Consider the following 22,658-nt stretch of genomic DNA (forward strand, 5'->3'; position numbering starts at 1 on the left):
GGGCCAGATCGGTCAGCTCGGGGAGGGCTGCGGGATCTAGTGTCGCCGCAGTAGTCGGCGTGAATATTGCGTGGCTGACGTGCTCGTCGGCGAGTACCCGGGTCAGTTCGGCGCCGCCGACGACGGCAGGTGGCACGATCACCACCCGCGCGCCCGCACCGAATGCGCTGAGCAGTTCGAAGATGGAAGCGTCGAAACTGGGCGAGGCGAAATGGGAGACCCGCGACTTCGGTGAAATTTCCAGACCTTCGCGTTCCGCGCTGACGAGGTCGGCGATGCCCCGGTGACCGACCGACACGCCCTTCGGGATGCCGGTGGAACCGGACGTGTAGATCACGTAGGCCGCGTGGTCACGCCGCAGTGGCCGCAATCGGTCCGCCTGGGTCACACGGGTAGGTGAGCACCCGGCGACCGTCGTCTCGGTTCGTGTGTCGTCCAAGTCGAGCCAGGACACGGCAGGCGAACGCAGGCGGTGCCGATGATCGGTCACGCCCAGCACTGCGCCCGAATCGGTCAGCATGTGCTCGATGCGTGCCTGCGGGTAGTTCGGGTCCACCGGGAGGAACGCTGCACCGGACTTCGCGACGGCCCAGAGCGCGAGCACGAACTCGGAAGATCGCGGCAGTGCGAGCGCGACGATGGCGTCCGGTCCGGCACCGCGCGCGATCAGCAGGCGCGCCAACTGATTCGATTCCTCGTCGAGTTCCCGGTACGACATGTCGGTGCCCCGCTCGGAGACGGCGATGGCGTCGGGATCGATCTCCGCGGCCGAAGTCAGGATGTCGGGCAGCAGTCGGGGCGGCAACGCAGGTGGTCCCAGAGCGGGTACCAGGTTCGCGCGTTCGGCGGGAGTGAGGACGTCGACATCGCCGACGGCCGCACCGGAGTCGAGCGTGGCGACATCGAGCAGGCGCACCAAGCGGTCTCCGAACTCCCGCACGGCGTCGGGTTCGAACAAGGCCGTCGCGAAAAGAAGCTGGATATCGACGCCTGCGCAGTCGGGTTGCGCCGTGCAGACGACCGACAGATCCGCGCCGTCGGTCGGTGACGCGTCCGTTGCCGCACCCACGAATTCGAGACCGATCTGGAATGGGTACCGGCCGGACGACTCGTCCCGTCGGCCCAGTGCCTCCGCGATTTCGTCGAAGGGAACGTCGGAGTGGGTGTACGCGCCCAGCTCCGTGTCGCGGACCCGTCCGAGCACGTCGGTGAACGTCTGAGCGCTGTCGACGAGGGTGCGCAGGATCAGCGGCCCACCGCCGGGACCGCCGGAGGTGCCGACCGCGATGTCGTCGGTGCTCCCCAGTCGCGAGAGCAGTGCGACCAGCCCGGTATGGATCGCGGAGAAGGCTGCGAATCGGCAGTCGCCGCCGACACTGTGCATCCGTTGGTGCAGTTCGGCCGGGATGCGAACATCGACCCGTCCGTCGGCCACGGGTGTGCGATCGGCGGGCCGCGGGTGGTCGGTGGGCAAAATGTCGTTCGCGGACAGGCCGTCGAGGGTCTGCTTCCAATAGTCGAGCGCAGCCACCTTCCGCCGTCGGCGTGCTCCTTCGGCGGCGGATTCGAGATGAACCTCCGCCGTCGCGTCTTCGGGGCGGGCCCCCAGTAGCTCGTCCAACAGGGCGACGAAAGCGGAATGGTGCCGACGCAAGTCCTCGGCGGTGTACCGGTGCGGGTTGCCCCGGAACTCGACCAACGTCCTCTCGGGTGTGCCGCTGCGGTAGACGTTCACCAGGAGGTCCTCGACGGGACCGGACGTGACGACGTGGAATTCCCCGGTCACCGGGCCCAGTGTGATTTCCGGATGGAAGAGCATGACGTTGACCATCGGGCCGGTGAGCCGGCGGCCGGACGATCGGTCGCCGGCATCACGGCGAATGTCCTCGAGGGTGTAGCGCTGATGGCGGAGTGCGCCCATGAGCTCCAACTGGGACCGGCGCAGCATCTCGCCCACCCGGTCCTCGGGCGGCGCGGTGATGTGCAGTGGGGCGAGGCTGACGAGCATTCCACCGGAACGTCGCAGGATGGTGGTGGTTCGACCGGAGACGGGCAGGCTGAGTAACACTTTCTCGCGGCCGCTCATTCTCGCCAGGTAGCAGCCGAAGGCAGCCACGACCACGCCGGCTGCGGGAACTCCGAACACCTCGTCCGAGTGCATCAGGCGCTCTGACGCGGCATCCGACAGCGAGCTAGTCAGGAGGATGCTCTTCGCGACCGCCGGCGAGACCACCTCGGACAGGCTCGACCCCTCCGCGAACCCGGCGATCCGCTGCGCCCAGTAGTCGCGGTCGGCTTCGAATCGAGACGACGACCGATACTGCTGGTCGAGGGCGTAGAGCGTGCGCAGATCCGCCGCGGGATTCGGTTCCGGGGGGCGCCCCTGCACGGCAGCCGTGTAGAGGGCGGCGATGCGATTGACCATGGTCATCGCCCCGTATCCGTCCAGCGCGATGTGGTGAATCCTGCTGTACCACAAGTAATGCTGATCCCCGACGTGCAGAACCGCTGATGCGGCCAGCATGTCCGCCTCGGGGTCGAGGGGTCTCGTGTAGTCGTCCTCCATCCACGTGTGCGCCGCCGCCACCGGGTCGGCGGCGGCCCGGAGGTCGACGTACTCGGTCGACAACTCGAGGGTCGGGTCGACCACCTGGAAAGGTTCGCCGTCCACCTCGAAAATCCGGAGGTACGGGGAGTGGAACTCGCGCGCAGCGGTCACGGAGGCCTCGTCGAGCAAGCCCACATCCAAGGGTCCGTGCACTTCGACGTACTGCGCGATGCAGAGGGGAACCTCGGGCGTCAGCCGCTGCGCCAGCCACATCCCGCGCTGCGCCGACGACAGCGGGAAGCCGGCACCGAACCTGTCGGTGAGGGGGTCGGATGAAGTTGAAGAATCCAAGGGGAGGATCCCTCCATGCAACGACCGGGGGTCGCGGGTGACCGCCACACCCGTGGGGCGTGGAGGTCAGAGAGGCCCGGGGTACGGGTTTCAGTTACGGTGCGGTGATCGTTCGGGACCGCGTGCTGACTGTGTCCTTCCGGTGTGGTGCTTAGCCTTGTTACATCGTCAACCCGACGCCCCCCGTTACGGGTCCCGGCCAGGAGTTTAGGCAGCCGTGTGGCATCTCCGGGCTATCACCGGGTTACACCCCGAACGGTGACCCGCGCAACTGGTGATCGGTCACCGCGGCCGAGGCCGTAGAATCCAACGACCGTGAGCCTTACCCTCGGAATCGTCGGACTGCCCAACGTCGGCAAGTCCACCTTGTTCAACGCGCTGACCAACAACGACGTGCTGGCCGCGAACTACCCGTTCGCCACCATCGAACCCAACGTCGGCCTGGTCGAACTGCCCGATCCCCGGCTGAACAAGCTCGCCGAGATCTTCGCTTCCCAGCGGATCCTGCCTGCGACGGTGTCGTTCGTCGACATCGCCGGCATCGTGAAGGGCGCCTCCGAAGGCGCCGGTCTCGGCAACAAGTTCCTGGCGAACATTCGTGAAGCCGACGCCATCTGCCAGGTGGTACGCGTGTTCAACGACGACGACGTGGTGCACGTCGACGGCCGCGTCGACCCGGCGTCCGACATCGAGGTGATCGAGACCGAGCTCGTCATCGCCGACATGCAGACGTTGGAGAAGGCTCTGCCGCGGCTCGAAAAGGAAGCGAAGAAGAACAAGGACCTCAAGCCCCTGCACGAGGCCGCACTGGCCGCGCAGGAAGTGCTGGACACAGGCAAGACATTGTTCAGCGCGAAGGACAAGCTCGACTTCACACTGCTGCGCGAGCTGAGCCTGCTCACCACCAAGCCGTTCCTCTACGTGTTCAACGCCGACGAGGCAGTGCTCACGGACGAGGCGAAGGTCGCCGAGCTGCGCGCGTCCGTCGCCCCCGCGGACGCCGTGTTCCTCGACGCCAAGGTCGAACAGGAATTGCTCGAGCTCGACGAAGAGGACCGGCAGGAGATGCTCGACTCCATCGGACAGTCCGAGCCCGGCCTCCACGCACTCGCCCGCACCGGCTTCCACACCCTCGGCCTGCAGACCTACCTCACCGCAGGTCCCAAGGAAGCACGGGCCTGGACCATCCACAAGGGCGACACCGCACCCCAGGCCGCCGGCGTCATCCACACCGACTTCGAACGCGGCTTCATCAAGGCCGAGATCGTCTCCTTCGACGACCTCGTCGCTGCCGGCTCCATGGCCGCCGCCAAAGCCGCCGGCAAGGTGCGCATGGAAGGCAAGGACTACATCATGGCCGACGGAGACGTCGTGGAGTTCCGCTTCAACGTCTAAGACTCGGGTGACTACCCAGCCGAGTTCGGCCGCTCGAGACGGTTCCCTACACTGTGTCCCGTGCGGATCGCGACCTTCAACGTCAATGGGATTCGTGCGGCGCAGCGGCGCGGATTCGAGGAGTGGCTGGCTGATCGTCGACCCGATGTGGTCGCGATCCAGGAGATGCGGGCCCGTGCCAGCGCTATTCCGCCGGGTGTGTTCGGCGAGTACCACCTGGCGTACGACGAGGGGGAGCTCGCGGGCCGCAATGGTGTGGCGGTCCTGACTCGGTGTGCGCCCCTCGCGATTCGAACGTGGAGTGGTGCGGCGCTCGTGCAACGGCCGGGGGAAACGCACACCGAGACAGTCGAACTCGACCCTGTGGCGTTGGCCCGTGGGCTGGGGGAGTTCGCCAAGGAGGGCCGGTACCTCGAGGTGGACCTTGCCGAGGCGCCGATCACCGTGGTGTCGATGTACCTCCCGAAGGGCGGTCTTCCGGCGCACCTGCAGAAGCCGGGGCGCATGCGGGAGGCGCCCGACGGTGGAGCCCGCTACGACCGCAAGATGCGGTTCCTCTCCGCATTCGCGCGACAGCTGACCCGCGCGCGCCGCACGGCACGCGCACGGGGCAGGGAACTGCTGGTGATGGGTGACCTCAATATTGCGCACACCCGTCACGACGTTCGGAACTGGCGCCGCAGCAACCAGGTGGAGGGTTATCTGCCGGAGGAACGTGAGTGGTTCGACTCCATCCTGTCGCCGCGCACGCTCGTCGACGTCGTCCGGCGACAGCATCCGGGTGTCGACGGTCCGTACTCGTGGTGGTCGTGGCTGGGGCAGTCGTTCGTGAACGACGTCGGGTGGCGCATCGACTACCACCTTGCGACGCCAGGTTTGGCGGGGGCGGTGGTCGCGGCCGGCACCGACCGGGATCCGGCGGCGGACCGCCGGATGAGTGACCACGCCCCGGTGGTCGTGGACTATGCGCTCTGAGCAGATCACGTACTTGGGACAGTGCGGCGAGAACTACAACCCGCGACGAGCGACCTCGGCCTCGAGTTCTTCGATGCGCTCACGGGCGTGGATGCAATACGCCTCGCCGTAGTCGTTGGCAACAGACTCTCCGAGGAGTGCCCGCTGCTCCGCCAAGATGGCGGTCAGCTTTTCGCTGCCCAGTGTGGTGACGTCGTCGTACACCGTCCCATTGTCGCAGGCGTGGGCCGCCGAAGCACGCGTACGCTCGTCCGGAAGTGGCTGCTCGTTTCTACGTGTGCATCTGCTCAGCGCGCGGAGTTGAGAAAGCAGCTCCGAGGGCGCGCACGGTCCTGTTCGGTGGGTCTTATGCCGGGCAGGACTTTGTGCTGCAGTGAGCGGATCAGGAGGGTTCTTTGGCCGTCTCGTCGGCGGTTGTGGCGTCGACTCCGGAGACGGCGGCCAGCAGTTCTTTCGCGACAACCCGCAACTTTCGGTTGCTGCGCTGCGAATTCTCGGCGAGCATCTGGAAGGCGGCGTCGGCGTCGATCCGGTGGATGGCCATCAGCATGCCCTTGGCCTGTTCGATCGGGGCGCGGCTTTCGAGGGCCTCGCGTAGCCCGTCGGCGAGATCCCGCGCATGCCGGAAGCGCGCATAGTCGCCGATGGCACGGGCCAGAGCGGCGGTCAGGGCATCGACGACGGCTTCGTCCTGCTCGGTGAAGGCGTCGGGCCTGCGACCATAGATGTTGAGCGAACCGAAACGCTCGCTAGGTGTGTAGAGCGGGGCAGCGAGGAACGAGCGGACGCCTTCTTCTTTCGCGGCGGCGATGAACTGGGGCCAGCGTGCGTCGGCACTGTCGACGTCTACGCGCACTGTCTCGCCCGTGGTGGCCGCATGCAGGCACGGACCCTCGCCGATTTCGTACTGGTGGGCGTCGACCTGCAGGGTTCGCGCATCGGTGTGCACTGCGGTGAAGGTGCGGCCGCCGGACACGATGGTGATGCCGCAGCTGTCGGCGCCGTCGATCGCCTCGTGCGCGATCTCCACTGCTCGCTGCAGTACAACCACCAGGTGATCTTCGTCGGAGATCGACCCGCCCATAGCGGTCACCAACGTAGCCAACCGCTCGACGCTCAGCGTCGCGGCAGACCGGGCAACCTTCTTCACCACCGCGGGGGCGTCCTCGGGTGAGGCGAGGACGGAATCTGCGGTGGCCGCATCAGCGTGATATGCGTCCATAACGACCCATTATGACCCCGCGCCCCTTCGATGTGGAACCAGGGCGTTCCAGAACTGCGGAGGCGGTCGGCGCCAGGGGAGGCGTTCCAGGCGCAGGTCTGAAGCTGTGGTTGAGCAATCGGGTATCCGGGCACGTCTCTTTAGGAAGGTGTCAGAAGCGGTCGGCAACCGGAGGGAGATCCTGATGAGTGTGCGACAAACGGTGACCGGTGCACTCGCGGTCGGGAGGTTGGCGCTCGACGCGGGCGTGGCTCTCATTTCCCTCGGCGGACTGATGGCAGTGCACAGTGCGGTCGGTGAGGGAGCGTCGATGGCCGTCGTAGCGCGTTCGGTTCAGGCGGCCGGGCTCAGTGACTCGGAATCCGTGTGGTCATCCACCGTGTCGCACAGCCAGCGTGCCAACACCTGACATCCCGTCAGCCCACGCGCGTCGAGGGGCTCGGTTGCGTACGCGATGTGCCGTCCACCCCGCCGGTTGGCTATACGAATGCCACGCCAGGCGAGCCGTGGCGGGAGGTAGCCAAGAATTTCGACGAGTGCGATACGCAGACGCCGGAGGTCGGTACGCCACTGACGGGGGCTGAAGCGGGTTTTCGCCGCATTCTGGAAACTGTTGTGGCGGAGCAGCTGCCACATGTGCGTACACCAGGTGTGCACGGTGTGCAAGGACATCGATCGGGTGAGATCCGCAATGTCGCGGACGTAGCTGTCGTCGCTGGCGTTGCAGATCATGTCCTGCGGGTTCGCCACCCACATCACCGAAACCGCGGCCGGGAGTGGCGGGCCTTCGCCGGCGACGCCGCGTCCCTCGCAGCCCGGCACCACCCCGGCCGGTTGCTGCGGATCCGAAATGAATCCGGCGGCAACGATGCGGCCCGCTGGGACAATGCCCGCAGCGATCATTCCGAGAAGTTCCCGGATGACCGTGCACCCCTGCGAGTAGCCGATCAGGGCGATCGGGCCGGCGTCTTCCCGGAGTCGGTCGAGTAACGCGCAGACGCCCGCTTCGGTGCTCTGCACGTAGCTGAGGCCACCCGTCGCGACCGGCCCGTACGACGCCGGGTAACCCACCCATCGGGGCGCAAAACGGTCGTCGAGTCGGACGGTCACCTCGCGGAGGAGGCCCGAGACTTCGGTGCGGCGGTCATCGGGACGGGATTCGCCGGTGCCACCGACGGCGAGCACGGTCATCTGTGACATCACTCCATGGTGCCGCCCGGTGACGCTCCCGGGTGGGTTCGGAGCCTGAGAACTTACTGGCAATCGCGAGACGATCGTGCTCATCCGATGGCCAGGGCCACCAACGCCACCAGGGGAGGTGTGCTCTGGGACAGGGCTCCGGCGACGCCCGACCCGCGAGGGCGGCTCAAGGCCATACGGTCCGAGGCGGCCAGGGCGATTCCTGCGAGGAACATGAAGATGCAGGTGTAGATCACGAGGGTGCGGCCCGCGGTGTCCGACCCGGCCCACCAGAGAACCACGCCGGCCACCGCGCCGGAACCGAGGAACAAGTTGTAGAACCCGACGTTGAACGCCCACAGGCGGACAGCCGGTACGTCGGAGGTGGGAATCCTGAACAGCCGCTCGTGCACCGACGGCCGGAGGAACACCACCGATTCCCACACGAACGCGAGTAGGTGAACGGCCGCCGCGATCAGCGCGGCAATCTGAGCAATGACGATCATGACGCACCCGCTTGGCTCGCCAGCGTGATCCCGTACTCGTTCGCGACCTCGAGGAGAAGGGGTGCGACGTCCTCCGCCGAGTGCTGAGCGCGACCGAGAGCGTCGAGTTCGGTGAAGAACCCGCTCATGTGCGCACCGGCCGTGACGAGGAGGAACTCGGCAGACTCGCTGAGAACGGTGAAGGTGTTCATCGTTCCCGGGGGGAAGGTGATGGATTCACCCGCGGCGAGTTCGTAACCGGTGTCGGCCGCCTGAACGAGAATCCGGCCGCGCAGTAGGTGGTAGGACTTCGGCCACGGCTCGGTATGCAGTGGCCCCGGTCTGCCTTGCCGACTTTCGACCAGGAAGACCTCGTATGCCCCGCGGGTGACCTCGCCGGGTACCAGCACCGTGATATCGGCGTCGGGAATGGTGAGGCGTGGGCCGTCACAGGAGCGGAGGATGTGAACGTGGGTAGACATACTGCGACCGTAGAACCGGGATGATCGGTGGCCCATCCCAGAAATCTGGGATAGCCGCGACGGTGTGAGCAGCGCATACTTGGCTGCATGCTCGAGATCCGAGCGGACAGGATCCGCCGGGAAGTGGTGGCGTTGGCGGCATCGGGTGCCGGCGTCACGCAAGTGCACGAGCGCGCCATCGAGCTGGTCGAGCAGACGGTGTGCAGTGACCTGACGTGTTGGGCGATGATCGACCCGGAGTCGCTCTCGATCAGTTCGATGACCAGCGGGCGCAATCGCATTCCTCAGGAATACGAGCCGCTGCTTGCCGAGTCGGAATACGGCGGAAGTGATCCCGCGACGTTCGCCGATCTCGCCTGCACCGGTCGTGGAGTCGCCCGTGCCTCCGACCTGCCCGTCGACGAGGTGGCGCGCAGTCTCCGGCACAGTTCCGTGTGGCGGCCCCTCGGTCTGCCACGAGAGGTTCGGGTCATCTTCCGAGTGGACGGAACCTGCTGGGGTGGAGCCGGCTTCGTTCGATCGGGGCCAGATTTTTCCGACCGCGATGTCGAGTTCCTCGCGCTGGTGGCACCGGGGTTGGCGGCCGCGACCCGGGCGGCGGCAGTGCACGCTCCGGCTACCCAACCACCGGACGATCAGGGGCCGGCAGTGGTGTTGACGAGTGCCACGGGCGATCCCCTTTCCTTCACTTCCGCGGCCCGAACTTGGCGGGATCGCGTCGAGGAAGTCGCCCACGGGCGGATGACCGTGGTGCTACGGGCCGCGACATTCGGTGCACGGTCCAGCAGTTCCGGGATGTTCCGGGCCCGCATCCGTGACGCACACGGCGGCTGGATTCTGGTGCGAGCAACCGCCATGCTCGGTGGCGACGAACCGCAGACCGTGGTCACTTTCGAATCGGCCGGTGGCAGCGACCTCACCGGTCTGCTGCTCGCCGCCTATGGGTTGACCGCACGAGAACGCGAAATCTGTAGCGACGTTGTGGCGGGATACGCCACATCCGACATCGCGCAGCGCCGTGCCATTACTGCCAATACCGTGCAGGATCACCTGAAATCCGTCTATGCGAAGACGGGAGTTCGCAGTCGCGCCGAACTCGCTGCGCGGCTCCGATTCGGCCCTGCGACGGAACCGGCAGGCGCCGGTTCCCCGCAGGTGCGTCGGGCAGAGTGATCACCTGCGCCAGAACAGGTGGTGTGCCACACCGCTGGGGCTCGGCACAACCTCGAGATGAAACCGGTCGAGCAGTTCATCGGGGGAATCCCACAGTCGCACGCCGGACCCGAGTTGCACCGGAGAGACCACCACATGCATGGTGTCCACGAGGTCGGCGTCGAGGAACTGCCGGATGGTGGTAGCCCCGCCGCCGAGTCGGACGTCCTTGCCGCCAGCGGCGTCACGCGCTTGCTCGAGAACCGTGGCAGGGTCACCTCCGACGAAGTGGAATGTGGTGTCGGAGAGGGTGAACGACGGACGCTCGTGATGAGTCATCACGAATACTGGAGTATGGAACGGCGGTTCGTCGCCCCACCAGCCGCGCCAGCTGTGGTCCTCCCACGGCCCCCGTTGGGGTCCGAACTTGTTGCGGCCCATGATCTCGGCGCCGATGTTTCGGGCGAAATCCCGCGTGAAGTAGTCGTCGAGTCCGCGGCTCCCGCCGGGGTCGGTCCGCATGGGCCAGCTCGCCGTGGCGCCGGCCCAGGTGAACATTTCGCCGGGGTCGGCGTGGCCGAACGGTCTCTCGAAGCTCTGGTTTTCACCGGCGCCGAACCCGTCGCGAGACACCGTGAAGTTCTGGACTCTCAGCAGCTGATCCATTCAATTTCTCCTGCACTGTCGAAGAGGGTGATGATGGTTGGACCCGCGAGCCGGACAAACTCATCGGTGGAACTCGCACCCCTCACAGTAGAGAAGGCGGGTGACTCTTCTCGTGCAACCGGATCTGCGAGTTGATCCACGCCTACCCTGACGGCAACGCTTGACCCTGACACAGTGACAAGGACTCGAATGGTCGGCGAAGGAGGTGGTTGTCGTGAACACAACCAACCACGGTGGGTCGAGCGCTCACCTCGTCGACACTCTGGCTGCGGGCGGCCCGTCGAGCCGGCTGCGGGCGGCGCTCGCGGCCGGCACGCGCCCAGACCCCCAGTTCATGGACGCTCTCGTCGCTCGGTGCGCCGTCGAACCGGACTTCTTCGTCCGCGACATGCTGACCTGGGCATTGTGCCGCCTGCCGCCCGAACTCACGGTGCCGAGACTGGTCCGAGAGCTCGGGTCCGACACTGCGCAGGCCCGCAGTCAGTCGCTGCACACCCTGTCCAAGATCGGGGATCGGCTCGCCTGGCCCGGGGTGTCGGGACTGCTGCACAACGACCACGACGAGGTCGCGCGCAGCGCGTGGCGGGCGGCCGTGGTGCTCGTGCCGCCGGGCGAGGAGGCCGCGCTCGCGGCCGATCTGGCGACAGAACTAGGCCGGGGCGATCAGCACCTGCAGCTCAGTCTGAGCCGTGCGCTGGTCGGACTCGGGGATGCTGTCCTACCGGTCCTCGACGACGCGAGGGCGAGTCCCGATCCGCGGATTCGTGCGCATGCCGATGCTACGAAGCAGCTCTGTCACGACCCCGACAGCGGATTCAGCCTTGCACTCGAGATGGCGACGCGCGTCGCGGTCGCCGGCCCGGACACGTAGCGGAAGGAGAGGGGATGTTGATCGGCGAGGTTTCTCGGCGGTGCGGCGTCAGTACGCGAATGCTACGTCACTACGACACGTTGGGATTGGTCAGTCCCACCGGCCGCACCACTGGCGGCTACCGCGAATACTCCGCCGACGACATCCGACGGCTGTTCCACGTCGAGAGCCTGAGGACGTTGGGGCTGTCGTTGAACGAAGTCAAACGAGCACTGGACGGGCCCGATTTCACTCCGGCCGATCTGGTGGGCGACCTCATCCGGCACACCCGCCAGCGAATCGCTGCCGATGAGGAACTGCTCGCGAAGCTCGAACGTGTAGACGCCGCCTCCCCGGCGGAGTGGGAAGATGTCCTGCGCATCGTCGCCCTGCTGCGCGCACTCGAATCGGAGTCGGCGGCCCGTCGTCAACAAGCGATCCTGTCGCAGAGCGGGAAGGCATCGCTACCCGTCGAAGCGCTGGTCGAGGCCGCCCTCGCGGAGGAAGACCCCAATGTGGCCGGTGCGCTGCACTGGTCGTTGGCGAGGGTCGCCGGTCGCGGACTTGCGCATCTTGCCAAGGGTCTCGACGCGGAGGAGGTCGACGTCCGGCGTCGCGCGACTGCCGCGATAGCGGCTGTCCACACAGCGGAGGCAACGGTACATCTGAGACGAGCCCTCGATGATCCGGATGCCGGCATCCGCGGGTACGCCGCCCTGGCTCTCGGCTCTCGGGGAAACGTGGACTCGATACCGGCCCTCCTCGAGATGGTCGTCGACGGGCGGCGCGATGTCGAGGCGGCCGAAGTCCTGGGCCTGCTGACGACCATTGCATCTCCGGCGGAAGATATCGTCGAGGCCCTGCAGCGCGAGCTCGACAACGCCGACGATGCACCCACCAGGCTGCGAATCACACAGGCCCTCGCGGAGATTCCCGGCACGGCGGCCCGGGCGGCACTCGGCAGGCTCACCGACGACGGCGACCGGACGATCGCGTCCACCGCGGCAGCGATCGTGAGCGCGCAGGACCGGGGTCGAAGCCCGCTCCGATAATGAAGGTCGCATCCGGTCAAAGTCCCCGTCGTCCGATGATGTCGAGATACGAACGGACCCGGCGATAGCGGTTCACAGCGCGTTGCCGAGCGAGGACAATGGGCGGAGGCCTCCGGCATCTCGGCGCCGACCGTCGGCGACGGCCGTGAAAGGTGAGACGATGAAGCTTGCAGTCATCGGTGGTACCGGGTTGATCGGATCGCAGGTGGTCCGCAAGCTGAACGAAGCCGGTCACGAGGCGATTCCCGCGTCGCAGTCCACCGGCGTCGACCTGATCTCGGGTCAGGGTCTGGACAGCGCACTCGAGGGTACAGATGTGGTGATCGATGCCTCGAACTCTCCGACCTTCGATGAGGCGTCCCTGGACTTCTTCCGGGCCTCCATGAGTAACCTGCTGGCGGCCGGGGAACGTGCCGGTGTCCGGCATCAGGTGGTCCTCTCGATCGTCGGTGTCGATCAAGTGCCTCAGTTGGACTACTACCGGGCAAAGACCCTCCAGGAGAACCTGCTCCGGCAGGGGCCGACGCCGTACTCCATCCTTCGTGCCACCCAGTTCTTCGAGTTCGTCGACGCCGTCTTGTCCTGGACCTCCGACGGCGACACAGTGCGGCTGCCCTCCACCCCACTCCAGCCGATTGCCGCTGCGGAGGTGGTCGATGCGCTCGTCGAAGTCTCTATTGGTACACCGCTGGGAGGTATCCGAGACATTGCCGGTCCGGAGGTTTTTCCTCTCGACGAACTCGGCAGAATCACGTTGGCGGCGCAGGGCGATGCCCGGACCGTGACTCTCGACGAGAACGCCGGGTTGTTCGGCGCAGTTACCGGAGACGCGCTCACAGCGGGTTCAGACGCTCGTCTGGCGCCCACGCACTATCGGGACTGGCTTCAGCAGCGTCGCTGACGTCTGCGAGGGAACTGCAGTTTCGACGCCGCCGACCCGGGTTCGGGTTCCGGCCAACACGGTGAGGAGTCCAGGTGACGCGAGAGGGAAGTATCCGGGTCGGCGACCGGATCATCACGTATCTCGAAGCCGGTGACCCGGGCGGACCACTCGTGCTGCACAACCACGGGGGACCCTCGAGCCGACTGGAGGCGGAACTGTTCGATCCGTATGCGAAGGCCAATGGACTGAGATTCGTATGCGCGGACCGGCCGGGCATGGGCGGGTCAGATCTCCAGCGGGGCCGCACCTTCGAAAGCTGGACCGATGACCTCCTGCTGCTGGCCGACTCCTTCGGCGCCCACCGATTCGCAGTAACCGGCTGGTCCGAGGGTGGACCGTGGGCCCTCGCGGCCGCCGCCTATCTGGATCCCGCACGGCTGGTCAATGTCGTGTGCATCGCCGGGGGCAATTACGGAACGTTCGGATCGAACTGGGCCGCGAAGTACCTCAGTAGCGTCGACGCGCTGGGTGGCCGCCTGGCGCTTCACTTCCATCCCGGTTTCACACTCATGTACGACGTGCTCGGTATCAGTGCCACCCATTTCGCGGATCGCTACGCGAAGGCGATCACGCAGTCGGCGTGCACCGCGGATCAGGAGGTGTTGGCTGACGAAAAGGTCCTCGACGCGTTTCTGAGGGCAGGGCGCGAATGCTTTCGGCATGGCGCGGACGGACTCGTCGCCGATGCCACGATGCTCTACAAGGCCTGGCCGTTCGACATGACGACAGTGACTCGCCCCGTGCACTTCTGGCAGGGAAGCGCCGACACCCTGGTGCCGGAGATCATCAACAAGACGGTAGCGGACAAGACCCCGGGCGCCGTCTGGCACCCGATAAGTGGTGGTGGTCATTTCATCGCCGTCAGCCACGCGAACGACATTCTCGCGCTGGTAGCGAGCGACCTTGCACCAGTGTGAAAATGACGCTCCCTCCGACTGCCGCCGTCAGAGGACGGTGAACGCTTCGATCCGGACCAGAGTGAGTCGTCAACTTCAGATTCCCGCACCCACGAGCGCGGAAGTCGAGATTGCCACGAAGAGATCTGCGGTCGCGATTCGTCGTACGGCTCGATGCAGGGTCACCGTCTGCAGGATGCCGTGAGGGTCTAGGGCGTAGTCGACGTCGAGAACGCCTGCAGCGGTGCCGATACGGAGCGAACCCGGCCAGCCGATTCGGGCGTTGGTGGCGACGGTCCCGCCCGACACGGTGACGGCTGCCGCCACTGCGACAGCGGACGTGAGCCCGATCGCGGGATGGGGGGCCATCATCGACATCATGCGTACCGACACGTCGTAGTCCTCGGCGCGCACCAGAGTTCCTGTTGCGGTGCGGTAGTCCGTGGGTGGTCCGACGATTCCCACTTTCGGGATGGCGTGGGTTATCGGATCGGTGGGCCGTGCGAGTCCCATCAAGAGTGCAGCCTCGCGGCGAAGGGCGATGAGCGTGGGAAGCCGGTCGGCGAGGGTGTCGTTGTCCTCTGCGCCGGTGAGCCCGAGGTCCGTCGCGTCGAACAGCGCGGCGGGAGCACCGGCCCGGACGAGTGTTCCTCGATACATGTTGCTGCCGAGCTCGATTCGGTTGACGGCCTGTCCGGTCGGCAGCAGGGTGGTGCGATCGGCGTCCAACCCGGTGAACGTCAGACCCACCGGCACGCCGAGTGCCGGCGTGCCCGGGACCGAGGCGCTTCCCTCGGTGGGGACGTGGCGACCCGGCGTGGCGATCTCTGCCCGCAGTACGGCTCCGGTGTTCTGATTCCGCATGCGCACGATGGTGAGGGTGTCGTCGATGGCGACCAACCCGGCTTGCACTGCGTAGAGGCCGATCGCGGTGGCGCAGTTACCGCAGTCGCTGCCCCATTCGACCGTCCGGTCGTCGATCGCCACCTGAGCGAACAGGTAGTCGACGTCGATGTCCGGCACGGTGGATCGCCGCACGATGGCGGCCTTGGATGTGGTGGAGCTACCGCCTCCGACGCCGTCGAGCTGCCTCGGATCGCCGGACCCGAAAGCGGCCGTGAGGATGTTGTCGAGTCCGCCGGCGCCGGCGATGTAGGGGTCGATGTCGACGGCGTTGAAGAGCCAGCACTTGCTGGTCCCGCCTCGCATCCAGGTGCCTCGGAGAGTGAACATCGGATGGACCTTTCGATCGTGTCTGTGCTTCCAGGCTGTGGTCCGCGAGGTTCAAGCACAATGGAGAAATCTGTCGTGGTCGTTCAGTGCGGCTTAAGAGTCAGAGCAGTGCCGGCACGACGACCAGGATCAGCCAGCACAGCGCCGGGGCGACGGCGACGACGATGCCTGCGTTGAGCAGCAGCTGACGGTAGAAGCGCGGCCGCTCGACGTTCTGGGCATTGGCCAGAACGAGGGCGCCGTTCGTCGAGAACGGGGACACGTCGACGACGGTGGCGGAGATGGCGAGAGCGGCGACGACACCGACCACTGGTAGCGCTCCCGTTCCCAGCAGCGGCATGGCGAGCGGAATCACCGCGGCGAGCAGTGCTGTGGAGGATGCGAAGGCGGAGGTGACGCCGATGACGTAGCAGAGCACGAACGCGACGATGAGCGGTGCGCCGATGGTGATGGCCATCTCTGCCAGGTGGTCGATGGTGCCCACCTCTTGCAGGATGGAGATGTAGGTGACCATGCCCGCCACGAGGAGGACCGTCGACCAGCTGATGTCCGCGATCGCGTCGTTCTGCTTCTTCAGATCGGTGAACGCCAGGACTGCTCCCGCCGCGATGGCTATGAAGCTGATCGGCAGATGCAGGACCAGGACCAGCACCAACAGGGCCCCGATGAGGAACAGCGTCAGCTTTTGGGCGCGGGTAACGGGTGCGGCTGCATCGATGAGGGTGGTCGAGACCGGCCGCGTGAGTACCCGCGTGCCCGGTGCTCCGGAGCTGCTGCTGCCGCCGCCCGTGGGCAGTGTCGTCCGGTGCGGCGCGCCGTCGCGTGAACCGCCGAGGGGCGCGGCATCAGTCGACCCGGTTGCGGAGAACTCCAGTCCTCGGGTGCGGGCGAGCGCGGCGTAGCCGACCACCGTCAGCACCGAGAGCAGCAGGTTGATGCCGTAACTGGAGGAGAACAACGTCCACGGGGCGATCGAGAGGCCGTTCGACTCGACGATGTCTCGGACCAGGACACCGGAGACGGAGATCGGCGAGAAGGCGCCGGCGTGGGCCCCGTTGATGACCATGATGCCCATGACCAGCGGGCTCATGTGAGTGCGGGCGGCGAACGCCATCGCGGCAGGGATGATCAGAGCGACGGCGGCGGGACTGAAAGTTCCCAGTGCGGTGAGCACGGATGCGGTGAAGAAGAACACCCAGGGAACGACCGTGACCCGTCCGTTCACCGCACGAATGCAGCTGTTGACCAGCAGGTCGATGGTGCCGTTGCGCTTGGCCATGCCGAAGAAGTAGGTCACTCCGACGATGGTGAGCACGATCGAACTCGGAAACGCAGTGAGAATTTCCTTGTCGTCGTAGCCGAGTGCGAAATAGCCGACGACGAAAGCGCCGATGAAGCCGAGAATGCCGATGTTGATCGGAAAGAAGGTGGCGATCGCGAACATCGCAACGAGCGCGATGAGCGGGAGGATCTCGATGGAGGTCATAAGAGAGCTTTCCAGGCGTGGGCAGAAGGTCACATTCAGCGCTTGAACGTCGTCCACATCACACTATTGACGGCACCGGTTTAAGGGCAATACCGTTTCGCTACTGGTCCCTTTAGCTCAACTGAAGTCGGGAGGTCGAGTGCAGCACTCATTCGACGTCGTCACGCTGTTCCTGTTGCTCGACATTGCGGAAGCGGGTTCGTTGACTGCCGGTGCCGAGCGCGCTCGGATGACCCCTTCGGCCGCGTCGCAGCGCATCGCCAAGCTCGAACACAGCATCAAGCAGCCGGTGCTCACCCGGCTGCCCCGTGGGGTCCAGCTCACCGAGGCCGGTGAAGTCCTGACCAGCCGCGCTCGCCTGTTCCGACGCGAGATGCGCGCCGCGAGCGGCGATCTCGAAGCGATCCGTGGCCTGCAGCGCGGGTCTGTGCGGCTCGGTTCTTTCCCTACGGTCAGCGCGTCGCTGCTCTCTGACGCGCTGAAGGAGTACCACTCACGGTGGCCTGAAGTCGACGTGCGCGTGCGTTCGGCGGTACGCCCGCAACTTCTCGACATGCTGCACTCGAGCGAGGTGGATCTGGCGTTGCTGTGGAGCTACTCGTGGACCGAGGAAGCCGAGCGGTCGCTGTCGCTGGAATCGTTGATGGAGGACGAGACGGTCCTGTTGCTGCCCATCGATCATCGGAGCGACGACGAGATCGCGCTCCCGGAACTTTGCGATGCTCGTTGGATCATCCGAAGCAACGATCATCCGGCAGGGGAGGTCCTTCTCCGTAGTTGCCGCGCAGCCGGATTCGAACCCGACGTCGTCTACGAAGCCCACGACTACCAGGAGATCGAAGCGATGGTCGCTGCCGGCGTCGGAATCGCCATGGTTCCGAGGCTCGCCGTGGCCTACCACCGGCCGGACGTCCGGACGGTGACTTTTCGTGAGCAGGACCGTGTGCCGACGCGCGTCATCTACATCGCCTCTCTCGCCCGCCGCCAGTACACCCCCGCCATGTACGCGATCTCACGCGCACTACGCGGCGCCGCCGACCGCATGGCCACTGCGCCGTCCGTCTGACGGCGGGGGTGCGCGTGCAGGGCCGAGTGTGAAAGCAGCACCGAAAGCCCGGCAGCTGTATGACGCGGTCGCCGGCGTCACGCGCATCGACGAACGCAGCCCCGAGTGCCGCCGTTTAACATGGCTGCCAGGACGGTTTCGTATCGGATCGACCGACTGCCGTACCGCCCACTGCCCTCGCTCGATTAGCGTCTGCTCCCGCAGCATCGGGACATGCGACCCCAGATGCGACAGAATCTCGAGGCCCTGCGGAAGCAGGCGCATGCCGGCGCGGCCCTGCCCAGAACAGCGTAGGCACTGCGAACGGTCGAGATCAGGCGGCTTGCCAGAATCGGCCGAGTACGCCACGCTGAGCCCCGAGCACGAGGACTACCGGCGAGCCCAGATCGCGCACCGATGAGTTTCCCGCGCCGCGCTGGTCTATACGCCGGACACCCGCGGACGGAAAGGCTGTGCCATGCGGAAACTGATCTACGGCATGAATTTGACCCTGGACGGCTACATCGCCGCGGCCGGCGACGACATCAGTTGGGGCGGACCGCCGAGCGACGAGCTGTTCCAGTGGTGGCTCGACCACGAGCAGGCGTGTGGCCTGTCGCTGTATGGGCGCAAGCTGTGGGAGACGATGAGCTCCTACTGGCCGACCGGCGACCAGCAGCCCAACGCCACCCCGGCGGAGATCGAGTTCGCGCGGAACTGGCGGGACACGCCGAAGGTGGTGTTCTCCTCGACGATCGACAAGGTCGACTGGAACACCCGCCTGGTCACCGGCGACGCGATCGCCGAGATCACCCGGCTCAAGGCCGAGGACGGCGGCCCCATGAGCATCGGCGGCGCAACGCTCGCCGGGGCGGCCATGCGCGCCGGGCTGATCGACGAGTACGTGATCGCCGCCTATCCGGTCCTGGTAGGCAGCGGCACGCCGTTCTTCACCGCGCTGGACAGCTGGGTGAACCTGAACCTGGTGGAGACGCGGACGTTTCCAGGCGGCGTGGTCCTGACCAGGTACGAGACGAGGCGCTGAGCAGCACCCACGCGCTAGTCTCATGGTGATGTCGTACTGGTACGACGCGGCCCGTGAGATTGCGACATCAGCCGCGAGACCCTACATGGCTGGAGCATCTCAATGCCGGTGGCATTTTGAGACGCTGCACAGGAAGCGGCCGTGCCCATGCTCTGGGCTGTCCCGCACTGGGCTAGTCGCCGTCGTCAATGATGTTCGACCGTTGATTCCCAAGCACAACCCCTTCAGCGTTGTGCGTCCGAGAGATGGGATTCAGCGATGTACATCGGGTATGGACGAGTGTCCACCGATCAACAAGACATGACCGCACAGCAGCACGCACTGTTCGCGCTCGGGGTGTCACCGGAACGGATCTACGTCGACCATGGCTTGACCGGAACCAATCGTCAACGGCCCGGACTGCAGAACGCCCTTGCAGCGTGCCGGAACACCGACACACTCGTGGTGACCAAGTTTGGATCGTCTGGCCCGTTCGTTGCCCGATGCCCGGGACATCGTTGATGAGCTCACGGCCCGGAACGCGTGCCCGCAGATCGGAGCCTCGTTGCAGGATCCCACCGATCCGGTCGGTCACCTGCTGTTCAACGTCCTGGCAATGGTTGCCGAATTCGAGGGCGACCTGATTCGGGCACGAACGAGGGAGGGGATGCGGATCACAATCTGCTGGGCAGCGGTATCCGGCTGCTCCTGGAACGTAGCGCGCACCACCGACATCACAATGCTGATTCTCACGAACGAGGTGCAGTTCGCGCGGGACGTGTCGAACCGGGTGATGATGTTCGACGCGGGCCGAATCGTGGAGGAAGGCTCTCAACAGTTGACGTAGTCTCTGATACCTCCTGATCCTGTCTGCTACTCTCCGTTTCATGTGAATGGGTGAGGCCGCGTGTAGCTGAACTGTCAGTCGTGGGAGTTTGCAAGGCCGCGTCGGAAGGCCGGTTGCCCTCCCGGCGTACAGGTTCCGGTCAACGAGTCTTCGACCGCGCTGACCTCGACGCCCATCTCGGCCGATCTGCCACTGACAAGGTTCCGGTCGACCGGGTGGAAGCGTTGTACTGCAGGGTGTCCGGCAAGACTGGGCAGGAGTCCTCGCTCGCCATCCAGGAGAAGATGTTGCGCGAGAGCGCCACCGGGGTCGTGTATCGGGTGTACAAGGATCGCGGTTCGGTGTGCGGGAAACGCCGGCCGGTTTGGGACCGGATGCTCGACGACGCCGCCAAGGGTCACTTCACCGTGGTGCGGGTGGTGTGGCGGGATCGGTCGGCCTCGGTTCGGTGTCGCGTGGATCGACGCTACTTGTCGGTGGTCGGGGTTACGGTCGAGGTCCTGCGGGAGCATGACGACACATCGGTGGGGGAAGAGTTGATCGATGACTTTATGGCGTTGCCGGCGTCGTTTTCGGGCCGGTTCTATAGCTTGCGGTCGAGGCTGAATCAACGCCGTCTTCTCGGCCGATGCGGCAGCACGGTTTGCGGGGGTAACCCGACGAAGACGGTGGACACGCAGAAGACGCCGGGAAGCTGCGGCTCCACGACGACGAGATGATCACCGTCGACGACATCGTGTTCCGCGCGTCGAAAGACCTCGGCAAGGGAGCTGCAGCGGAAGATCTGTGTGCGGAGGAACTGTCGGAGTTGCGGGTGGTCGGAGGAAACCCCCACGATGACCGCACCTGGTGGGTGCACGCTGAACCTTGCGGCGGAACAGGACATTGCTGCTGTCCGAAGCACGAGGCACCGCGCGCATCGCTGACTGTCGTACTCAGTGAGGCGGCATGACCGTTGCCGAGGCCGGATGTACCGTGCCACGCCAGTTCTCGTACACCACCCGCCCGTACGCGGCGGTCGACGACGCTACCGGCGCCCCGATCGGGCTCGACGAGATCGATCTTCGTGTTCGGTGGCTGCTCGACCTGATCGGCGCCGCGCAATCGGAGTTGGTGTCGAGGTTGTGGCAACCGGCCACCTTCGATGCCCTTACCGCCGGACGTGACAGTCAAGGCCGGCGGCTCCCGGCACAGGGGCATGTCACTGCGGCGCGTCTGGGGTGGAACCCGTCCTACCCGACCGGGGTGTACGTGCCGTCGCGGGTGACCCGGGTGGTCACCGCCCAGGCGGTCGGCACGCTACGCACCTTGGCGTACCGGGACCACGCCATCAGTGCCCTGTCGGCCAGGTTCGACCCGGCTACCCGCCGACTGGCGCCGCCGACTGCGGCCGGCGACTATGTGCCGGCCGGCTTCGCGCGCGGCGTGGCACGACAACTCGCAGCGCGCGCCCGCCGCACCGACGGCGCGGCCACCGAACGCCTACGCATCACCGACGTACAGGAACCACCGCGAACTTCGGTGATGGCGAGGCTTTCCGCTGCCGATCATCAACTCTCGCAGATCACCGTCGCAGACGGTGTGATGGTGTTGACGGTGAAACTCCCCACGCATGAGGCCCCGACAGGTCGGGCGCACTGGCGCAGGGTCCGCCTGATCGCCGCGATCCCACCGCACCTGCACACCAGAGCGATCACGGATTGGCATCTGCCGACCCTCGTCCTCGACCACCGAGGGCTGCTGCTGCGCTGCGCGGCCACCGAACAGATACCCACTGCCGATCTGAGCGGAGGAGCAACCGCGGTGGGAGTGGATTGGTCGCCAGCCACCCTCGGAGCCGCTGCGATCGTCACCGAACGCCCCGACGGACTGGTCTCGGACTACCGGGGCTTCACCTACGACGACCGGGGCCTGGGAATCAAACTGGCCCGCCTCCAAGCGGAAGGCCAACACCTGCACCGCAAAGCCGCACGCCTGACGCGGCTCGCCGCGACCGCACCACCCGAGGTGCGCGCCGAACTTGAAGGAAAGATCGCGGTCCTCGACGCCCACCGCGCCGCGGTCGGTGTCAAACGGGGCAAGATCAACCGCGAATTAGCGTTTCACTTCGCCCGTCACATCGTCGAGTACGCCGCCGCGGCAGGTGCGGCAGTGATCGGGGTGGAAGACCTCACCACCCTCGAAACGCGGGGACACGGCCGGGTGAACAACAACCGGGCCGCGCAGTCCGCCCGCCGTAAAGCCGTCGACGCTCTCGCACACACAGCCACAGGGGCCGGTGTGACGGTGGTGTCCGTCCCGGCCCGCGGCACCTCGGCGCTGTGCCCGGGCTGTAACGAAACACTCTCCCGCCCGGGCGGCTACCACCGGGCATGGTGCGCGAAGTGCAAGGTCGGCGGCAATCGTGACCACGTAGCGGGGGTGAACCTCGCCAAACGTGCCCTACTGGGGCGCCGCGCAGCAATCCGCAAACGCGGACAAAACCCACAGATCCGGATCGCCGAACATGCGCCGGTCCGGCAGTGCCGCGACAAGACCAGCCCCACCCCGAGCCGCCCGCGTCATCGCCGGGTCCGCCGCAGTGTTCCCACCGCGACACCCCAGGCGGGGGTGAATCAAAGAAGAATCGTTCCTGCACCTCGAGCGTCGGTGTGGGACACGGTCAAACCCGCACCAGCATCGCATGTTGTTACGGGTAGCCGTGAAGTACGTACTTCTCCAACCTCTGCCACATCAGTGGCAGGAAGTATGAGTTACGTAGACGCTGCCCGGCGACGATCTTCACCGCGCCGAAGAACGAGCGCACCAAGACCTTCCTGAAGCCATG

Annotated in this window: 21 protein-coding genes and 2 pseudogenes (1 of these 23 running past the window's edge); 14 read left to right on the plus strand and 9 right to left on the minus strand. The window is 66.0% G+C overall.

Annotated elements, in window-relative coordinates:
* Positions 1 to 2,899, minus strand: the start of a protein-coding gene (locus tag L1080_RS03685; protein ID WP_459030329.1) for a non-ribosomal peptide synthase/polyketide synthase. It extends 23,906 nt beyond the left edge of the window; the window shows 2,899 of its 26,805 coding nt (coding positions 1-2,899); it begins with the start codon at positions 2,897 to 2,899; its stop codon lies off the left edge, out of view.
* 315 nt (positions 2,900 to 3,214) lie between these two features.
* On the opposite strand from L1080_RS03685, the gene ychF reads away from it, so the two are divergent.
* Positions 3,215 to 4,294, plus strand: a complete 1,080-nt coding sequence (gene ychF, locus L1080_RS03690) for a redox-regulated ATPase YchF (protein ID WP_159925266.1) — start codon at positions 3,215 to 3,217, stop codon at positions 4,292 to 4,294.
* A gap of 60 nt (positions 4,295 to 4,354) precedes the next feature.
* Positions 4,355 to 5,269: an exodeoxyribonuclease III gene (locus L1080_RS03695; protein ID WP_250776610.1), complete on the plus strand. Its 915-nt coding sequence runs from the start codon at positions 4,355 to 4,357 to the stop codon at positions 5,267 to 5,269.
* A gap of 33 nt (positions 5,270 to 5,302) precedes the next feature.
* Here L1080_RS03695 and L1080_RS03700 read toward each other — a convergent pair whose 3' ends face one another.
* The 5 genes from L1080_RS03700 to L1080_RS03720 form a co-directional block, all read right to left on the minus strand.
* Positions 5,303 to 5,473, minus strand: a complete 171-nt coding sequence (locus L1080_RS03700; protein ID WP_201453441.1) for a hypothetical protein — start codon at positions 5,471 to 5,473, stop codon at positions 5,303 to 5,305.
* A 178-nt stretch (positions 5,474 to 5,651) separates the two neighbouring features.
* Positions 5,652 to 6,491: a GAF and ANTAR domain-containing protein gene (locus L1080_RS03705; RefSeq protein ID WP_159925270.1), complete on the minus strand. Its 840-nt coding sequence runs from the start codon at positions 6,489 to 6,491 to the stop codon at positions 5,652 to 5,654.
* 333 nt (positions 6,492 to 6,824) lie between these two features.
* Entirely contained in the window at positions 6,825 to 7,691 is an 867-nt protein-coding gene (locus tag L1080_RS03710) for an alpha/beta hydrolase family protein (RefSeq protein ID WP_250776611.1), read from the minus strand.
* Positions 7,692 to 7,771: 80 nt separating this feature from the next.
* Positions 7,772 to 8,176 carry a DUF1304 domain-containing protein gene (locus tag L1080_RS03715; protein ID WP_250776612.1) on the minus strand — a complete coding sequence of 135 codons (405 nt, stop codon included), beginning with the start codon at positions 8,174 to 8,176 and terminating at the stop codon, positions 7,772 to 7,774.
* Positions 8,173 to 8,637, minus strand: coding sequence for a cupin domain-containing protein (locus L1080_RS03720; RefSeq protein WP_250776613.1), 465 nt, complete (start codon positions 8,635 to 8,637; stop codon positions 8,173 to 8,175). Before L1080_RS03720 ends, L1080_RS03715 begins: the two co-directional genes overlap by 4 nt.
* Positions 8,638 to 8,724: 87 nt before the next feature.
* On the opposite strand from L1080_RS03720, the gene L1080_RS03725 reads away from it, so the two are divergent.
* Positions 8,725 to 9,810: a helix-turn-helix transcriptional regulator gene (locus tag L1080_RS03725; RefSeq protein WP_250776614.1), complete on the plus strand. Its 1,086-nt coding sequence runs from the start codon at positions 8,725 to 8,727 to the stop codon at positions 9,808 to 9,810.
* Here L1080_RS03725 and L1080_RS03730 read toward each other — a convergent pair whose 3' ends face one another.
* On the minus strand, positions 9,811 to 10,455 hold the full coding sequence (locus L1080_RS03730; protein WP_250776615.1) for a dihydrofolate reductase family protein: 645 nt from the start codon (positions 10,453 to 10,455) through the stop codon (positions 9,811 to 9,813). It abuts the gene before it with no gap.
* Between the two features lie 205 nt (positions 10,456 to 10,660).
* Between L1080_RS03730 and L1080_RS03735 the strand changes: the two genes are divergently transcribed.
* The 4 genes from L1080_RS03735 (at position 10,661) to L1080_RS03750 (ending at position 14,217) form a co-directional block, all read left to right on the plus strand.
* The gene (locus tag L1080_RS03735) at positions 10,661 to 11,326 is read left to right on the plus strand and encodes a HEAT repeat domain-containing protein (RefSeq protein WP_250776616.1); all 666 of its coding nucleotides are present in this window, start codon (positions 10,661 to 10,663) and stop codon (positions 11,324 to 11,326) included.
* Between the two features lie 14 nt (positions 11,327 to 11,340).
* Positions 11,341 to 12,357, plus strand: coding sequence for a MerR family transcriptional regulator (locus tag L1080_RS03740; RefSeq protein WP_250776617.1), 1,017 nt, complete (start codon positions 11,341 to 11,343; stop codon positions 12,355 to 12,357).
* 160 nt (positions 12,358 to 12,517) lie between these two features.
* The gene (locus tag L1080_RS03745) at positions 12,518 to 13,258 is read left to right on the plus strand and encodes an SDR family oxidoreductase (RefSeq protein ID WP_250776618.1); all 741 of its coding nucleotides are present in this window, start codon (positions 12,518 to 12,520) and stop codon (positions 13,256 to 13,258) included.
* A 74-nt stretch (positions 13,259 to 13,332) separates the two neighbouring features.
* A complete protein-coding gene (locus tag L1080_RS03750; protein WP_250776619.1) occupies positions 13,333 to 14,217 on the plus strand; it encodes an alpha/beta fold hydrolase in 885 nt (294 codons plus the stop codon).
* A 75-nt stretch (positions 14,218 to 14,292) separates the two neighbouring features.
* On the opposite strand, the gene L1080_RS03755 is transcribed toward L1080_RS03750, so the two are convergent.
* Together L1080_RS03755 and L1080_RS03760 are read right to left on the minus strand one after the other, a co-directional pair.
* Positions 14,293 to 15,429 (minus strand): PrpF domain-containing protein, encoded by a 1,137-nt coding sequence (locus L1080_RS03755; protein ID WP_250776620.1) that lies wholly within the window; start codon positions 15,427 to 15,429, stop codon positions 14,293 to 14,295.
* A 100-nt stretch (positions 15,430 to 15,529) separates the two neighbouring features.
* Positions 15,530 to 16,915 carry an SLC13 family permease gene (locus L1080_RS03760; protein WP_250776621.1) on the minus strand — a complete coding sequence of 462 codons (1,386 nt, stop codon included), beginning with the start codon at positions 16,913 to 16,915 and terminating at the stop codon, positions 15,530 to 15,532.
* Positions 16,916 to 17,054: 139 nt separating this feature from the next.
* On the opposite strand from L1080_RS03760, the gene L1080_RS03765 reads away from it, so the two are divergent.
* The 7 genes and pseudogenes from L1080_RS03765 to L1080_RS03795 all read left to right on the plus strand — a co-directional run bounded on the left by L1080_RS03765 (position 17,055) and on the right by L1080_RS03795 (position 22,651).
* Positions 17,055 to 17,981 carry a LysR family transcriptional regulator gene (locus L1080_RS03765; protein WP_159925294.1) on the plus strand — a complete coding sequence of 309 codons (927 nt, stop codon included), beginning with the start codon at positions 17,055 to 17,057 and terminating at the stop codon, positions 17,979 to 17,981.
* 457 nt (positions 17,982 to 18,438) lie between these two features.
* Positions 18,439 to 19,005: a dihydrofolate reductase family protein gene (locus tag L1080_RS03770; protein WP_250776622.1), complete on the plus strand. Its 567-nt coding sequence runs from the start codon at positions 18,439 to 18,441 to the stop codon at positions 19,003 to 19,005.
* A gap of 258 nt (positions 19,006 to 19,263) precedes the next feature.
* Positions 19,264 to 19,660: pseudogene (locus L1080_RS03775) on the plus strand (recombinase family protein); the annotation flags it as partial.
* 36 nt (positions 19,661 to 19,696) lie between these two features.
* Positions 19,697 to 19,831 (plus strand): annotated as a pseudogene (locus tag L1080_RS03780) (L-cystine ABC transporter ATP-binding protein YecC); the annotation flags it as partial.
* An 80-nt stretch (positions 19,832 to 19,911) separates the two neighbouring features.
* Positions 19,912 to 20,550, plus strand: coding sequence for a recombinase family protein (locus L1080_RS03785; protein ID WP_159925298.1), 639 nt, complete (start codon positions 19,912 to 19,914; stop codon positions 20,548 to 20,550).
* Entirely contained in the window at positions 20,547 to 20,783 is a 237-nt protein-coding gene (locus L1080_RS03790) for a hypothetical protein (RefSeq protein ID WP_250776623.1), read from the plus strand. The genes L1080_RS03785 and L1080_RS03790 overlap by 4 nt, the downstream gene beginning before the upstream one ends.
* The gene (locus L1080_RS03795) at positions 20,780 to 22,651 is read left to right on the plus strand and encodes a zinc ribbon domain-containing protein (protein WP_250776624.1); all 1,872 of its coding nucleotides are present in this window, start codon (positions 20,780 to 20,782) and stop codon (positions 22,649 to 22,651) included. The genes L1080_RS03790 and L1080_RS03795 overlap by 4 nt, the downstream gene beginning before the upstream one ends.
* Positions 22,652 to 22,658 lie beyond the last annotated feature (7 nt).

The organism is Rhodococcus sp. MSC1_016, from assembly GCF_023667485.2.
GTDB lineage: Bacteria > Actinomycetota > Actinomycetes > Mycobacteriales > Mycobacteriaceae > Rhodococcus_F > Rhodococcus_F oxybenzonivorans.